We start from the raw sequence: 14,889 nt of genomic DNA on the forward strand, positions 1-14,889 counted from the left end.
CAAATCTGTCATTTGAGCGTCATCTTCCTGTCAGCGCCGGCTCTCTACACTGGCCTCATCGTCACTCACCACTGAAAGGAAACATCATGTTCAACATCATCCGCACCGCCATCGTCGCCGCCGCCATCGCCACCACCGCCGGTGGCGCTTTCGCCGCCAGCAACACCAAGGAATTCGGCATGGCCGCCAACGCCGACAGCGCCGACCGCCACGTCGTCATCCAGCCGGGCGCGAAGTGGGTCAACGTCAACGACGGCGACACCGTCGAATTCAATGTCGAAGGCAAGAGCTTCACCTGGCATTTTGACACGCTGCACGGTGAAAGCGCGTTCGAGCTGTCGAAAATCGCACCGCAAGGCGTCGACGCCGGCAAGGTGACGGTCTACGTCGGCGCCAACCCGCTCTACCGCGGCTAAGCCGGTGGCAGCGATACGGCGCATCGCCGCCGGCTGCACCCTGGCGCTAGCCGCGTTGTCGGCCGGCGCGCAGGAACACCATCATCATGGCGAGGCCGCCGACGCTGCGGCGACCGGCGCGCCGCCGGTGTTCGTCGCCAGCACCGCCAAGCCCTTCGGCGCGCTGATGGACGACGCCATGGCCGTCATGGACGCCGGCATGAGGCAGGCGCCGATGAACGGCGTCAGCGAGCATGACTTCGTCACCATGATGATGCCGCACCACCAGGGCGCGGTGGACATGGCCAAGGCCATGCTGCTCTACACCCAGGACCCGGAAATCCGCAATCTGGCGCTCGGCATCATCGCCGAACAGCAGAACGAGATCAAGGTGATGCAGGCCTGGCTGCAACGAAACCAAAAGGAGATACCCAAATGAAGACTATCGCCACCATGGCGATCGGCACGCTGCTGTCGGCTTCCGCCGTCGCCGCGCCGTCGCCGCTGGACCGCGTTTATACGGCCGACCAGAACACCAATACCATCTCCGTTTTCAGCCCGGCTAGCAATACGCTGCTGGGCCAGATCAAGCTGGGCAACCAGCGGCCGGACGTGTTGTCGCCGCTGTATCGCGGCGAGATCAATGTGCATGGGCTGGGCTTCTCGCCCGATCACAAGACGCTGATCGCCATCTCCAACGGCTCCAACTCGGTGACCTTCATCGACACCGACACCAACAAGGTCAAAGGAAAGACCTACGTCGGCCGTTCGCCGCACGAAGGCTTCTTCAGCGCCGACGGCAAGGAAGTGTGGGTGGTGGTGCGCGGCGAGGACTACATCTCGGTGATCGATCCGGTCAGCTTTAAGGAAACGCGCCGCATCCAGACCGAAGTCGGGCCGGGCATGGTGCAGTTCCATCCGAACGGCAAGCTGGCGTTCGTGGTGTCCAGCTTCACCCCGACGGTGGACGTGATCGACGTCGCGTCGCACACGATCGTCAAGCGCATCGGCGTGGTCAGTCCGTTTTCGCCGTTCCTGCAATTCACGCCGGACTTCAGCGAAGTGTGGATGACGCACAAGGATGTCGGCAAGGTGACGCGCATCAGCACCACCACGCTGGAAGTCACCGGCGTGATCGACACCGGCTTCATCACCAATCACCTGGCCTTCGCCACCGTGGGCGGCAAGGTGCTGGCGTATGTGACGGTCGGCGGCGAGAACCTGGTCAAGGTGTACAGCACCGGCAAGGAGGCCAGGCTGCTGGCGACCATCGCCACCGGCGCGCTGCCGCACGGGATCTGGACCTCGGACGACAGCAGCCGCATCTATGTTGGCCTGGAGAACGGCGACGGCGTGCAGGTGATCGATCCGGCCACCAACAAGATCGTCGCCACCATGCCGGGCGGGCAAGCGCCGCAGGCCCTGGTGTATTTGTCGAAGGTGGCCGCGTCGGCGGACGACCGGGCCAACCTGGTGCCGCGCGTGAATCAGGATTCGCACAACATCCCGTTGAAGGCGGTCGGCGGCGAAGGCAGGGGCTTTGTCGTGGTGCGCAACCTGGGGGTGGTGGATGCGATGGAAGCGTTCTTGTACAAGCTGAAGCCGGAGACCGCGTACAACATCTACGTCAGCAGCCAGGCGGCGCCGGTGGGCAGCTTCCGCACCGACGCCAAGGGCATGGCCAACGGCACCATGATCGGACCGGTGCGCGCGGCGGCGGCGAGCGACGCGGCCGTCAAGATGGACAACATCAGCGTCAAGCAAGTCGGCACGGATGACGCGGTGTTGGTCGGCGCCGCGCCGTAACCCGCACGGCCATGCAGGGTCAGACCCCATACGGGGTCTGACCCTTAAGTGGTAACGCAGGCGTATCGCTAAAGGTTGCGGGGTAAAAGGCCGCGCCATCCCAGCGCGGCCGACGAATGGACCCGAAATTACTTCACCGCCCTGGCGGCTTCCAGGATCAGGTTCGCAATCTCATCGGGATGCGAGATCATCGACACATGGCTCGATTGCAGCTCGATGGTCTTGGCGCCCATGCGCTTGGCCAGGAAGCGCTCCAGTTCCGGCGACGTGGTGCGGTCATTGGCCGACACCGCGTAATAAGTCGGCTTGACCTTCCAGGCCGCCTGCGTGGTGCGGCTGGCGAACAGCGTCTGCGAGATCCGTCCCTGCCCCGCGTACAGCACGAGCGCCTTGACCGGATCGACATCGCCGGCGAAGTCGCGCACGAAAGCCGCTTCGCTCAGCTGCGCGAAACCGTCGGCCGACTTGACCAAGCCTGCCGCCGCCGGCGCCGCCGGGAAGGTCGCCGCCAGCGCGGCGTAGTCCTCGCCGGCATCCGGCGCCCGCGCCGCCACATACACCAGCGCACCGACTTTTGGATCGGTGCCGGTCTCGCTGATCACGGTGCCGGCCCACGAATGGCCGACCAACACGGTCGGGCCGTCCTGCAGCGCCAGGACGCGGCGCGTGGCATCGGCATCATCCGCCAGCGAAGTAAGGGGATTTTGCACCGAGGTCACGTGCATGCCGGCCTTTTGCAGGCGAGCGATGACATCGTTCCAGCCGGAGCCGTCGGCGTAGGCGCCGTGCACCAGCACGACGTTGGTGGCGGCGGCCGAAGCAAAGCCGGAGAACAGCGTGGCGACCACGCCGGCGAGCAGAAGTTTTTTCATGATGAGGTCCTTGGGGGTGAGAGATGATTCCAGTATAGAAATCCATCCCTGTCCCGAAGATGACGCCGAGATTACAAACGGATTACATTAGTTCAGGAACTGCACCAGCGCCGGCACCACTTGTTCCGGCGCTTCGTCGATCAGCCAATGGCCCGAGCCCTTGATGATGGTGCTCTGCACATTGGTGGCGACCGAGCCGATCTGCTTGCCGAGGAACTCGCCGGCCGAATATTCGCCGGCCAGGGTCAGCACCGGCATGGTCAGCTTGGTCTTCGACATCGGGCCGAAGTCGGCGGCGTCGCGTTCGAAGTCGCTGAAGTAGGCGAAGCCGGCGCGCATCGCGCCTGGTTGCGCATAGGCCGCTGCGTAGATCTTGCGATCGGCTTCCTTCACCGACTTGGTCTTGTCGGCCGAGAAGTCGTTCCAGAAGTGTTCGAAGTAGATGCGTTCGCGACCCTGCACCAGCGCCAGCGGGGTTTCGCCGTAGAAGTGGAAGTGCCACACGGCCTTGGCCGGGAAGGCGTTGCGCCAGTCGCCGATACCGGGCACGAAGGCGTCCATGAACACCACGCGGCTGGTGTCGGCCGGGAATTGCGCGGCGTAGCCGTAGGCGACCATCAGGCCGATGTCGTGGCCGACGACGGCGGCCGGTTCCTTGCTGATGGTCTTGACCAGTTCATGGATATCGGTGGCCATGGTTTTCTTGTCGTAGCCGGATGCGGGCTTTTCGGAGTCGCCGTTGCCGCGCATGTCGGGCACGATGACGGTGTGGTTCTTCACCAGCTCGGCCATGGCCGGGCCCCACATATGGCCGGTCTGCGCATAACCGTGCAGCAGCACGACCGGGCTGCCCTTGCCGCCGACCTGGTAATGCAGCTTGACGCCATTGACTTGCGCATACTGATCGGTGAAGCCCTCTGGGGCGGCGGAAGCGAAGCCGCCAGCCAGTGCCAAGGTGGTTGCTGCGACGATTTTAGTGAAGTTCATGATGTGCTCCTCGAAGTGGTTGGTTGATGCATCCACTATATGATTCACACTTACATCCATCAATACGCCAATCCAGCACGATAAATTCATTTTTTATGAATTATGTCACACGAGGATAATCCGGCGCGTCTATAGCTTGACATTGCCACTAGTGGCAAACCCCGAGAATGCAGCGATGGAGCACTGGATATGCAGATAGGTCAACTGGCGCGCGCGGCGGAGACAAGTCCCCGGCTGCTGCGGCACTACGAACAGCAGGGATTGATCCGCTCGCGGCGGCTGCCGAACGGCTACCGCGACTACCCGCCCGACACCGTCGACCTGGTGCGCTGGGTGCGCGAGCTGCTCGATTGCGGTTTCAGCACGCGCCAGATCCAGGGCTTCATCCATTGCTTCGGCCACGAACAGGCCGATGCCGATCAATGCGCCGCCGGCCTGGCCCAGTACCGCGACAAGCTGCGGGAACTCGACCAGCTGGTGGCCGTGCTGACCGAGCGCCGGCGGCGGCTCGCCGCCCGCATGGCGCAGGTGTTCGGTCCCCTCACTTCTTAACCATCTCGGAGCATCACATGCAAAACTTTAACGACAAAGTCATCCTCATCACCGGCGGCGGCGCCGGCATCGGCCGCGCGGCGGCGCGACAGTTCGCGGCGCTGGGCGCGCGCGTCGTGGTCACCGGCCGCCGCGAAGAAGCGTTGAAGGCGCTGGCGGACCAGATTCCCGGCATCGACTACGTGGTGGCCGACGCCGCCTCGGCCGACGATGCCGCCGCCACCGTGCAAACGGTGATCGCGCGCCACGGCCGGCTCGACGCGCTGGTCAACAACGCCGGCGGCGGCGCCATCCTGCCGCTGGCCGACGCCAACGTCGAACGCATCCGCGACATCTTCGCCGTCAACGTCATCGGCCCGTCGCTGCTGGCCACCGCCGCGCTGCCGCACCTGAAGGCGACGCGCGGCGCCATCGTCAACATCTCCAGCACCTTCGGCCACAAGGCGGCGCCGGCGCTGTCGCACTACGCCGCCAGCAAGGCTGCGCTGGAGCACATGACGCGCTGCTGGGCGCTGGAACTGGCCGCCGACGGCGTCCGCGTCAACGCGGTGGCCGCCGGTCCGACCGAAACCGAATTCCTGACCGAGCGCATGCAACTGTCGGCCGAGCAAGTCGAACACGTGAAACAACAGGAACGCGGCCGCATACCGCTCGGCCGGCGCGGCGTGCCGGAGGACGTGGCGCCGTGGATCGTCGCGCTGGCGGGCGCCGACGCGGCCTGGCTCACCGGCCAGGTCATCACCGTCGACGGCGGCCTGAACGCCAGCTGAACTCAGTCCGGCGAGGCCGGCACGTTGCGCAGTTTGTCCGGATTGCGCACGATGTAGACGGCGGCGATCTTGCCATCGGCGAAGTCGAACGACTGCGCCGATTCGATCTTGCCGTCGACATAGCGCAGCAACCCCGGCGCGCCGTTAATGGTGGCCATGCGGTACTGCACCCGGCGCGGGAAGGCATGCTCTAACGCCCAGTAGAAGACGCCGGCGATGCGCCCGGCGCCGCGCAGGATCCGCAGGAAGGAATTGACCTTGCCGCCGCCGTCGGCGACCACCGCGACGTCCGGCGCCAGGAAGCGCTTCATCGCCTCGCGGTCGGCCACCGACGCCGCCTGCATGAATTTCGCCAGCAACTCGCGATGGCTTTCGGCCGGCACTTCGAAGCGCGGCTGCTCCAGCTTGACCCGCTCGACGGCGCGATGCACCATCTGCCGGCAACTGGCCTCCGAGCGGCCCAGCGTGGCCGCGATATCGGGATAATCCTCATCGAACACCTGGCGCAACAGGAAGGCCGCGCGCTCCTCCGGCGCCAGCCGCTCCAGCACCCACAGGATCGCCACCGACACATCGCTGGCCTGCTCGGCTGCCGACTCCGGCGTATGCTCCTCGGACGCCAATTCCACCAGCGGCTCCGGCAACCAGTTGCCGGTATAGCTGGCGCGCTCGTTCTGGCGCGCGCGCAGGCGGTCGATCGCCAAGCGCGTGGTCACCGTCACCAGCCACGCGGTCTCCGACTGCAAGGCCGCGTGATCGGCCTCGCGCCAGCGCAGCCACGCATCCTGCACCACATCCTCGGCGTCGGCGCGCATGCCCAGCATGCGGTAGGCGATCGAGAACAGGCGCGGGCGCGCCGCGACAAAGGGTTGATCGGATAACGGAAAAGCCAGTGTGTTCATAACATATACCTCGTAAGGGAGACGCCCAGTCGCCAGCAGAGCCGCTTCATCCAGCGTATACTCTTTCACTTGCCGCAACGATGTTCCCGTAGACATGATACTTCGCATTTTCTCATTGAAGTTGACACCGCAGGAATGGCTGCTGATACTTTTTTGCATCGCCGCCTATCCGGTGTCGCTTCGTCTCCCGCCACGCTGGGGATGGGAGGATGGGCCGATTGAAAATGCGCAGGCAGCGGTGCTGCTGGCAGGCTGCGTATGGGCCGTTTTCATTTCGCTGCGCGCGCGGCGCGCGCCGCTGGCCGCGCTGGCGCGATGCGCCGCGCCTTTGTGGCTGGTGCTGACCGCGCGCGAATTGAGCTGGGGCGCCGTGTTCATGCATCCCTTGGGCCACAGCGATGAGGGTCCGGTGTTTTCATCGGCACTGCTGTGGTACAAGCCGCTGGTGCTGCCCACCGTCGCGCTGGTGATGGCATGGATGGCGTATTCCGCCTGGCGCCATCGGCTGGACCGGCTGCTGATCGAGATCGTCGTCGACGGCCGCTTTCCCTGGCTGCCGGCCTGCCTTGCCACGCTGTGCATGCTCGGTTCGGGCTGCGCCGAAGGCCATTTGAAATGCGGCATCCAGTTCCATCACCTGCAGGCGGAAGTGTTTGAGGAACTGGCGGAACTGATCGCCTACCTGGCCTTGTTCGTCGGGCAGTACAACGTGTTCCCGCTGAACCAGGCCTCCCCCCTCCCCTCCGCGTAACGCCGATGAGCAGATCGCCCACTCACCTGCCGGCCCTCGCCATGCTCGCGCTGGCGGCCACGCCGGCCGCCGCCGGGGACACGCGCTTCGCTCTGATGTTGCAGAACGATGTCGTCGCCGGCAACGACGGCGGCGGCTACAGCAACGGCATCGCGCTATCGGCCATGCGCAGCGTGGCGCCCGGCGAGGACGCGATCCCGGCGCAGTGGCTGTTGGCGCCGGTGGCGCCGTGGCTCGGCCTGGGTCCGGCAACGCTGACGGTGTCCTCGCTCAACCAGACCATGGTGACGCCGTCCGACCTCGCCCGCAAGATACCCGATCCCGCCGACACGCCCTATATCGGCACGCTGTGGTTCCGCGCCGCGCAGGTTTCGGTGCGGGGCGCGATCGCCGACCTGCTGGCGCTGAACCTCGGCATGGTCGGCCCGGCCTCGGGCGCGAAACGCAGCCAGATCCTGATTCACAGTCTGACCCATTCCGAGCGTCCGCAGGGCTGGGACAGCCAACTGCCCAACCGGGCGCTGATCGCCGTCGACCGCTACCGCGCGCTGCGGCTGGCCTCCGGCGGCGCCGGCGACGACCGCGCGGCGGCCGACCTGATCGTGCTGGGCGGCGTGTCGGTGGGGAATCTGCAATCGTCGCTCGGCGGCAGTTTGCTGCTGCGCTACGGCAGCGGCCTGCAACGCAGCTATCCGACCGCGTTGCGCGCGGTCTCGCGCAGCGCCGACCCGATCATGCTGGGCCGGGGCTGGTTCGTTTACGGCGCCGTGCATGCGGACCGCGTGTTCTGGAACCTGGACGTCGGCGACGCCGCCAGGCTGCGCGAATCGCAGGTCACCGCCGTGGCCGGACTGGCCTACGGCTGGGACGACTCTTCGCTGTCGTTCTCGCTGCAGAGCACCAGCCCGCTCACCACCCTGGCCAGCCGCCGCAAGAGCTACGGCTCGCTGTCCTACGCCACCCTATGGCGCTAGGCGTTGCCGGGCAACTTGAACGGCGTGGCCGGGTCCAGCCGTCCCGCCAGCCACAAGGCGACGTTGCCGACATAGCGATGCACCGAGCGCAGCGCGCCGGGCGTGGTCGCCAGACTATTGCCGGGCGCCTCGCTGACGAAGTCGGGACAACCCAGCGCCGGATTCCAGTTGTAGTCGGCGAAGTGGTGGAAGGTCGACTGCGCGATCACCGGCCCGTGGCCGGCCGACGGCTCGACCGCCACCGCGAGATTGAAGCGCTTGCCGGTCGACTGGCTGACGCCGGTGGCGATCACGCGTGCCTGCGCCGCCCCGGCCGGGGCGTCGACCGCGCCCTCGTGCGGATGGGCCGGCAGATAGTGCAGCACGCCGTCGTCGCTCTCCGCGTCGTGCAGCACCGGATGCGGCGCGCCGGCGACGGTGATGCGCTGGGCGTCGCCGTTGGCGCCGGAATGAAAATTCGGCCACAGGATTTGCGGCGTGCCCAGATCGTCCGGCGCGGGCAGCGGAGTGCCCTCGGCGCGGTTGTGGCTATGGAACAGATGCATCGCGCCGATCACGTCCAGCTCGCAGATCGAACAGCCGAGGTCCATATGATCGCGCGTGACCATCAGGCCGCCACCCCGGCGGTGGAACGCCGACAAGCCTTCGCGATCGTCCGCGTGCAGGCCGTCGCCGGTGTCGACCGCGAACAGCCACACCTGGTCGTAGTCCGATTGCGGCAAGCTCGACAGCACCAGATCGGCCTGGCCGACGCTGGCGCGGTCGCGCGCGGTGACGTCGAACAACTTCCGGCCGTCGGCGTCGGCCAGGCCGGCCAGCAACTCGCGCAGCAACGAGAAGCGGCCGATGTGCCAATCGTTTCCGGTGGTCTCGATGGTGGTTTGCAACAGTATCTTGATGGGTTTATTCATGGCGGCTTCCTTGCGGCGGATTGTGGCGAAATGATAGCCTCTTTTGCAGCGACGGGTCATATCCCAAAATGGGGCGCCGCGCCGCAAGCGAACGGCGTCAACGGCGGTCCTGATAAGCCAGCGCGGCGCGCAGCGTCACCACCACGGCGGTGCCGGCGCCGGGCGTGCTGTAGATCGCCAGCCTGGCGCCGATGCGGGCGGCGCGTTCACGCATGCCGGTCAGGCCCCAGTGGCGGTGGCGGCGGCCGGCCTTGCGCACTTCCTCGTCCATGCCCCGGCCGTGGTCGCGCACCTCCAGCGTGAAGCCCGCGGCGCCGTAGCTCAGCAGCGCCAGTACCTCGGTGCTGCCGGAATGACGCAGCGCGTTGCCCACCGCCTCCCTGGCGATGGCGAACAATTCGTCCTGCGCCTCGGGCCGCAGCGCGCGCCGTGCACCCTCTTCACGCAGCGAGAACGCCACGCCGTGCTGCGCGCCGGCCGCGCCGCAGGCGGCCTCCAGCGCCGGCGCCAGCTCGCCGTGGCAGAGGTGATTGTCGCGCAGCTCCATCAACTGGTCGCGGCCCTCGTCGGCCACGGCGTCGGCGGCGTCGAGCGCGGCGTCGATCTGCCGCCGCGCGACGTCGTTGTCCGGCAAGCCCGCCTTGATGCTGTGAAAGCGCAGGATCAATCCCTGCACGCTTTGCAGATAGGTGTCATGCAGCGTGCGCGCGATGCGCTCGCGCTCCTCAAGCCGCGCGCGCATGCGCTCGACCACCCGCGCCGTGATCCGCGCCAGGCGCCGCAGGTACAGCAGGTACAAGGCGCCGGCCAGCAGCGCCGCGCACGCCAGCTTGAACCAGACGGTCTGATAGAACGCCGGCGCGATGCGGAAGCTCAGCGTGGCCGGGGCCACGCTCCACACGCCGTCCTCGTTGGCGGCCATGACCTCGAAACGGTAGTCGCCCGGACCGAGATTGGTGTAGAACGCCTGGCGCCGCGTCCCGGAATCGCGCCAGACATGGTCTTGTCCGATCAGCCGGGACCGGAAGCGGGCCCGTTCCGGGATGGACAGCACGGCGGCGGTGAAGTCGATCTGCAGATTGCGGCTATGCTCGGGCAGGCCGATGCCGTTGACGGCGCGGTAGCGCCGGCTGTCGGTGTCGAGCCAGGTGATCAGCGGCGTCGGCGCCAGCCGGTTGCGCCCGATGCGGCGCGGATCGATCCAGCCGACGCTGCTGGTGGTGGCGTACCACAGGCGTCCGTCGGCCGCCTCGGTCAGCGAGTCCAGCGGCCGCAATTGCGCCGACACCCCTTCATGCCCGTCCAGGTGGTCGAACCGTTCGGCCGCCACCCGGTCGCCGCCGCCGGCCAGCGCGGCGCTCAAATCGGCGGCGCCGACGCGGATCAGTCCTTTCACCCCGTGCAGCCATAACTCGCCGGCGCCCGTCTCCACGATGCCGGAGACGCCCGCGAAAGGCTGCCCGGCGCTGTCGTTCAGCATGACGAAGCGGCCGTTGTCGAAGCGCGCCAAACCCTGGTCGCCGCCTATCCACAGCCTGCCGCGCCGGCTGGACATGGACAGCACGTTGCCGACCGCCAGACCGTCGGTCGGACCGAAGCGTTGGATCTTCCCCCGCCACAGCATCGCCATCGCGTTACCGGTGTAGCCCAACCACAGCCGCCCCTGCGCGTCGGCGTGCAGCGAGACGGCGGTGCGCGTGGCCAGTTCGGGGTGGCCGCCGCCGGCCAGCCACACGCCGTCCTGCAAGGTGTGCACGCCGCGCCGCACCACCGAGACCCACAGCCGTCCATCATCCGCCATCGCCAGCGCCTGCACGGCGGTGCCCTGCAGCGCCGGCGCCAGCGGCCAATGCCGCACCTGGCCGGCGCGCCGCTGCCAGATGCCGCCGAACGTGCCGAACCACAGGCCGCCGTCGGCGTCGCGCGTGCTGGCGGTGGCGGACGGCATGTCGCTGTCGATGCGGCGCCCGTCGGCGGCGATGGCGAAGGCGTGCGGCGCGGCCTCATTCACCGTCATGTTGCTGCCGATCCAGACGTCGCCCTCGGCCCCGGCGGCGACGCTGAAGTCGGCCCTGCGCAACGGCGTTTCCAATACCGTCGCGCGGGTTTCGCGCACCCGGTCCACGCCATTCTCGGTCAGAAACCAGAGATTGCCTTCACGGTCATCGAACGGTCCCTCGCTGACCCGAACGCCGCTGAAACTTTGCGGCGCCAGCAACTGCTTTTTCAGATTGAAATCGGGGTCGTACAACCGCATCCCATCGCCGCCGCCGATCCACCACCCATTGCGACCATCCCGATATACGCTGTAGGGCAAGGTCGGGGCGTCGGGCAACCGCAGCGGCACCGTGGTCTCGGAGATCGGGTCGAACACTTGCGGCATGACGCCGTATTTCATCACCAGCACTTTGCCGTCGGCGTTCAACTGGCTGAAGGTCATGCCGCCCGGTCCGGGGACCTGGCGAAACCGCAGCGTGCCGGGCACGCTGCGGAACAGACCTGCGGCGTGGCGGACCAGCAGCCCGCCGTCCCGCAACACCACGAGCGCCGGCTGCTCGCCGGCGGGCAGGCCGTCGGCCGGCGTCACCTGCCGCCAGCGCGCGCCGTCGAGCCGGTAGATCCCGCCCGAGCAGGAAAACCATGAGGTGCCGTCGGCGGTCCTGGCGAATTGGTAGATGCTGCGCGACGGCACGCCCTCCGCCTCGCCGTAGTGGCGCACCGCGCCGTGGTCGAACACGCTGACGCCGCCGAAGGCGTAGCCCAGCCACAGCGCATCGCCGAACAGCGCCAACGCGCGCACATTGGGAGACAGCAGCTTGTGGCCGCCGACTTCATCGACCCGCTCGAAGCGCACGCCGTCGAAGCGGAACAGGCCATCGGACGCGGCGAACCACAGCATCCCGGTGCGGTCCTGCGCCATGGTGTTCGGATCGGACGGCGCGCCGTCCCGCGCCGTCCAGGCCGTGTGTGACAGACTGGAACGCCAGAACGGCAGCGGCTCGCCGGCGGCGGCGATGGCGGAAGCTGCGGCGGCCGCCACAAACAACGCCGCCGCCCACGAGGCGAGGCGCGGACGCTGCGGTGCGGGCGAATTATCCATGGGCGCGGTTATGACTAAAAAGCAATAGCCTACCGCATCATCCGCCCGCACTCAATGTCTCCATGGTCCGGGGTACGCCGGCTCAGGGCATCTTCAACTTCAGCGGCATGGCGATCGGCGCGCCACGGTCCGGCATCGGCGCGCGCAGCGGCGGTGTCAGGCCGGTGACCAGGTCGGCGATGCGCACCGTCGTCCCGCTCTCGAAGCAGCGGTTGGCGGCGATGCCGACCAGGCACGAGTAGGCGCCGGCGCGTTCGTCGGAGACGCGCCGGTACTTGTCGGCCGGCGCCTCGCCGAAGATCTCCTCCAGCATCACATCGTCGCCGCCGCCGTGGTTGCCTTCGCCGGTCCATGGCTTGATCTCGCGTGGCGCGCCGCGCAGCGGAATGATGCGCGTGCTGACCGTGTCGCTGCGGCTCTGCACCGCGTTCGCCCCCGCCATGCCGGCCGCTTCGACGATGCTGTGTTCCAGCCGACCCTTGGTGCCGTTGAAGGCGATGCGGTAGCCCTCCCACGCATCGTAGGCCTGCAGGCCGTAGTTGAGCTGCACGCCGTTGTCGTAGCGGACCATCACCGTCATCGTGTCCTCGATGCTGATTTCCGGCCGCCACACGCACTGGTCGCGGAAATAGCCGTCGTGCTTCTCGTTGTCGAGGTAAAGCTCTTTCAGCCCCGGATCGGCCGCCAGGTCGAAGTAGAAACTGCACTTGGCTTTCTCGGTGCAGGTCAGGCAGCGCTCATGCGCGCCTTGCAATCCCATGCGGCGCGCCGTCTCCGGCGTGTAGAACTGACGCGACCCGGCGGCCTGCACCCGCTCCGGCTGCGCGCCCAGCCACCAGTTGACCAGGTCGAAATGGTGGGTGGCCTTGTGCACCATCAGGCCGCCGGAGTTGGCCTTGTTGCTGTGCCAGCGGCGGAAGTAGTCGGCGCCGTGCACGGTGTTGAGCAGCCAGGTGAAGTCGACCGACAGCACGTCGCCGATCTCGCCGCTCATCAGCAGATCCTTGACCTGGGTGCGCGGCGGCGAATAGCGGTAGTTGAAGCAGACGCGGATATGCCGCCCGCTGCGCTTGACGGCGTCGAGGATGCGCTGGGCCTTCTCGGCGGTGGTGGTCATCGGCTTTTCGGTGATGACGTCGCAGCCGGCGTCGAGCGCGCGCACGATGTACTCGTCGTGGCTGGCGTCGGTGGTGGTGACGATGACGAATTGCGGCTTGGTGTCGCGCAGCATGCGGTCGAAATCGGCCGCCGCGTAGGCGACCGGCTGACCGGCGCCGGTCTCCGCGATGCGCTTGACGGCCAGCGCGGCGCGGCCGGCGTTGCGGTCGCAGACGCCGACCACCTCGGCGCGGTCGCGGTATTTGCCGGTGATGGCGCGGGTGTACATGCGCGCCCGCGATCCCACGCCGACCACGGCGTAGCGTTTGCGGGCGCCGGCGTCGGCGGCGTAGGCGCCGGTCGCCAGCATCAAGCCGGCGGCGCCGGCCGCCTTCAACAGGCCGCGCCGGTCCATCGGTGCCAGGTCTTTATCGTTCATGCGCACTCCTTTTGTTGGTGGGTTAAGGATGGACACGAGGATATACGCGCATTGCCCTCCGAACTTGCCGCAAGCAGTCAAGAAAATGACTACTTGTGTTGCGGCGCGGCAAACGGCTGTCGATGCCGGCCTCTCTCGATGGGGATATCGCCGAAGTCCCTGGCCCGGCTACACTGGCGTGATTTTATTTTTTCGGAGCGCGCATTATCGACACGTATTCCCCCGCAAGCGGCGGCGCCTGGCGACGCCGGGCATGGCTGACGCTGATCGCCGGCGCACACGTGCTGGCATTGATAGTCTGGCGGGCGGACCATCGCCTGGCGACGCCGCATGCCACGCAACGCCAGGCCGTCACCTACATCCTGGCGCCGCTGATGCCGACGCTCGAGCGGCGCAGAACGGCTCAGGCGCCGGTCCGGCCTTCGCGCCATATCGCGCCCGCGCCGATCACCGCGCCGCAGCCGGCCGTGGCGGTGCCGGCGCAGCCCCCGCAAGCGATCACGCTCAGCACGCCGCCGGCGGCGGATCCGTTCGCGCAACCGCCACCCAAGGCGGCCGAGGATCTGCTGCAACGCTCGCTCAAAAGCGCGGCGCTGGCCGACCGGCAGATGCGCAAGGAAGCCTGGAACCCGCGCGACAAGAAAATCGCCAACGACAGCACCGCGCTGGCGGCAAGGCTGGGCGGCGCCTACGTCGGCGGCGATGGAGGACTCAGTCAGGAAGCGACCACGCTGGACGACGGCCGGGTATCGAGCAAGATCCACGCCGGCGGCAGCACCTATTGCGCGGTCAAGGAATCGAACGGCATGACCGGCGGGCGCGATCCCTTCCGCGACGGCATCAAAACCAAGGTCACCACCTGCCCACGCTAGCCCGGCGGCGACCTCTAATCAACCTGCGGCCGCCGATCCGCCGATGGCCATGATGACATCGTCCCTGGTATAGCGTTTGTCCAGCCAAGTCGCAGCGGAGGTGGCGGCCGCAGCGACAACGCGGGCGGCGAGCTGCCCCTGGCCATCGAGCCACAAACATCGGGCTTGCGCTATGCGGGCGGCATCAAGGTAATAGCCGTCCTGGATGATTTCAGACCTCGCCACACAGCATCCAAATGCGTTGGCGGCATCGGCATAATTTCCCAAGCGATACTCGCATAGTTCATCTTGCCCTCTTTGCAACGGGATTTCCGCCACACTCTTCGCTATCCATTGTAGCGCCGTGCAGCCCTATTTCCCGGTCCGGGGAAGCGAACCATTCCGCGCACCGTCTCCGAATTCGTCATCGCGGCGCCGAAAGCGTTAGAATGCTGGGCTACGCGCGCTGGCTGATTGAGCC

Annotated in this window: 15 protein-coding genes; 8 read left to right on the forward strand and 7 right to left on the reverse strand. The window is 67.1% G+C overall.

Features of this window, described 5'->3' with window-relative positions:
• The first annotated feature begins 86 nt into the window (after positions 1–86).
• Genes GW587_RS07995 through GW587_RS08005 form a run of 3 tightly spaced genes read left to right on the forward strand, consistent with a single transcriptional unit; the run spans position 87 to position 2,201 of the window.
• Positions 87–416, forward strand: coding sequence for a CzcE family metal-binding protein (locus GW587_RS07995; RefSeq protein ID WP_166100806.1), 330 nt, complete (start codon positions 87–89; stop codon positions 414–416).
• Positions 417–420: 4 nt separating this feature from the next.
• On the forward strand, positions 421–834 hold the full coding sequence (locus tag GW587_RS08000) for a DUF305 domain-containing protein (protein ID WP_166100808.1): 414 nt from the start codon (positions 421–423) through the stop codon (positions 832–834).
• Positions 831–2,201, forward strand: a complete 1,371-nt coding sequence (locus GW587_RS08005; protein ID WP_166100810.1) for a YncE family protein — start codon at positions 831–833, stop codon at positions 2,199–2,201. Before GW587_RS08000 ends, GW587_RS08005 begins: the two co-directional genes overlap by 4 nt.
• Positions 2,202–2,329: 128 nt before the next feature.
• On the opposite strand, the gene GW587_RS08010 is transcribed toward GW587_RS08005, so the two are convergent.
• Both GW587_RS08010 and GW587_RS08015 read right to left on the reverse strand, forming a co-directional pair.
• Entirely contained in the window at positions 2,330–3,073 is a 744-nt protein-coding gene (locus GW587_RS08010) for an alpha/beta fold hydrolase (RefSeq protein WP_166100813.1), read from the reverse strand.
• Between the two features lie 87 nt (positions 3,074–3,160).
• The gene (locus tag GW587_RS08015; protein ID WP_166100817.1) at positions 3,161–4,060 is read right to left on the reverse strand and encodes an alpha/beta fold hydrolase; all 900 of its coding nucleotides are present in this window, start codon (positions 4,058–4,060) and stop codon (positions 3,161–3,163) included.
• Between the two features lie 189 nt (positions 4,061–4,249).
• On the opposite strand from GW587_RS08015, the gene GW587_RS08020 reads away from it, so the two are divergent.
• Positions 4,250–4,612 (forward strand): MerR family transcriptional regulator, encoded by a 363-nt coding sequence (locus tag GW587_RS08020; RefSeq protein WP_166100820.1) that lies wholly within the window; start codon positions 4,250–4,252, stop codon positions 4,610–4,612.
• 17 nt (positions 4,613–4,629) lie between these two features.
• Entirely contained in the window at positions 4,630–5,382 is a 753-nt protein-coding gene (locus GW587_RS08025) for an SDR family NAD(P)-dependent oxidoreductase (protein ID WP_166100824.1), read from the forward strand.
• Positions 5,383–5,384: 2 nt separating this feature from the next.
• Here GW587_RS08025 and sigJ read toward each other — a convergent pair whose 3' ends face one another.
• Positions 5,385–6,284 carry an RNA polymerase sigma factor SigJ gene (sigJ, locus tag GW587_RS08030; protein WP_166100826.1) on the reverse strand — a complete coding sequence of 300 codons (900 nt, stop codon included), beginning with the start codon at positions 6,282–6,284 and terminating at the stop codon, positions 5,385–5,387.
• A 115-nt stretch (positions 6,285–6,399) separates the two neighbouring features.
• On the opposite strand from sigJ, the gene GW587_RS08035 reads away from it, so the two are divergent.
• Positions 6,400–7,035: a hypothetical protein gene (locus GW587_RS08035; RefSeq protein WP_166100828.1), complete on the forward strand. Its 636-nt coding sequence runs from the start codon at positions 6,400–6,402 to the stop codon at positions 7,033–7,035.
• A 5-nt stretch (positions 7,036–7,040) separates the two neighbouring features.
• Positions 7,041–8,009: a lipid A deacylase LpxR family protein gene (locus tag GW587_RS08040; RefSeq protein ID WP_166100830.1), complete on the forward strand. Its 969-nt coding sequence runs from the start codon at positions 7,041–7,043 to the stop codon at positions 8,007–8,009.
• Here GW587_RS08040 and GW587_RS08045 read toward each other — a convergent pair.
• From GW587_RS08045 to GW587_RS08055, 3 genes are all read right to left on the reverse strand, one after another.
• Positions 8,006–8,920 (reverse strand): hypothetical protein, encoded by a 915-nt coding sequence (locus GW587_RS08045; protein WP_166100832.1) that lies wholly within the window; start codon positions 8,918–8,920, stop codon positions 8,006–8,008. The genes GW587_RS08040 and GW587_RS08045 overlap by 4 nt on opposite strands.
• A 97-nt stretch (positions 8,921–9,017) precedes the next feature.
• Positions 9,018–12,020 (reverse strand): sensor histidine kinase, encoded by a 3,003-nt coding sequence (locus GW587_RS08050; protein WP_166100838.1) that lies wholly within the window; start codon positions 12,018–12,020, stop codon positions 9,018–9,020.
• Positions 12,021–12,102: 82 nt separating this feature from the next.
• Entirely contained in the window at positions 12,103–13,557 is a 1,455-nt protein-coding gene (locus GW587_RS08055) for a Gfo/Idh/MocA family protein (protein WP_166100843.1), read from the reverse strand.
• Positions 13,558–13,838: 281 nt separating this feature from the next.
• On the opposite strand from GW587_RS08055, the gene GW587_RS08060 reads away from it, so the two are divergent.
• Positions 13,839–14,429 (forward strand): hypothetical protein, encoded by a 591-nt coding sequence (locus tag GW587_RS08060; protein ID WP_166100847.1) that lies wholly within the window; start codon positions 13,839–13,841, stop codon positions 14,427–14,429.
• Positions 14,430–14,447: 18 nt separating this feature from the next.
• Here GW587_RS08060 and GW587_RS08065 read toward each other — a convergent pair whose 3' ends face one another.
• Positions 14,448–14,747 carry a hypothetical protein gene (locus GW587_RS08065; protein WP_166100852.1) on the reverse strand — a complete coding sequence of 100 codons (300 nt, stop codon included), beginning with the start codon at positions 14,745–14,747 and terminating at the stop codon, positions 14,448–14,450.
• Positions 14,748–14,889 lie beyond the last annotated feature (142 nt).

The organism is Duganella aceris, assembly GCF_011090165.1.
GTDB lineage: Bacteria > Pseudomonadota > Gammaproteobacteria > Burkholderiales > Burkholderiaceae_D > Rugamonas > Rugamonas aceris.

Coding starts and splice junctions, on each gene's coding strand:
- GW587_RS07995 (WP_166100806.1), top strand. CDS start 87: ATGTTCAACATCATCCGCACCGCCATCGTCGCCGCCGCCATCGCCACC.
- GW587_RS08005 (WP_166100810.1), top strand. CDS start 831: ATGAAGACTATCGCCACCATGGCGATCGGCACGCTGCTGTCGGCTTCC.
- GW587_RS08010 (WP_166100813.1), bottom strand. CDS start 3,073: ATGAAAAAACTTCTGCTCGCCGGCGTGGTCGCCACGCTGTTCTCCGGC.
- GW587_RS08015 (WP_166100817.1), bottom strand. CDS start 4,060: ATGAACTTCACTAAAATCGTCGCAGCAACCACCTTGGCACTGGCTGGC.
- GW587_RS08020 (WP_166100820.1), top strand. CDS start 4,250: ATGCAGATAGGTCAACTGGCGCGCGCGGCGGAGACAAGTCCCCGGCTG.
- GW587_RS08025 (WP_166100824.1), top strand. CDS start 4,630: ATGCAAAACTTTAACGACAAAGTCATCCTCATCACCGGCGGCGGCGCC.
- sigJ (WP_166100826.1), bottom strand. CDS start 6,284: ATGAACACACTGGCTTTTCCGTTATCCGATCAACCCTTTGTCGCGGCG.
- GW587_RS08040 (WP_166100830.1), top strand. CDS start 7,041: ATGAGCAGATCGCCCACTCACCTGCCGGCCCTCGCCATGCTCGCGCTG.
- GW587_RS08045 (WP_166100832.1), bottom strand. CDS start 8,920: ATGAATAAACCCATCAAGATACTGTTGCAAACCACCATCGAGACCACC.
- GW587_RS08050 (WP_166100838.1), bottom strand. CDS start 12,020: ATGGATAATTCGCCCGCACCGCAGCGTCCGCGCCTCGCCTCGTGGGCG.
- GW587_RS08055 (WP_166100843.1), bottom strand. CDS start 13,557: ATGAACGATAAAGACCTGGCACCGATGGACCGGCGCGGCCTGTTGAAG.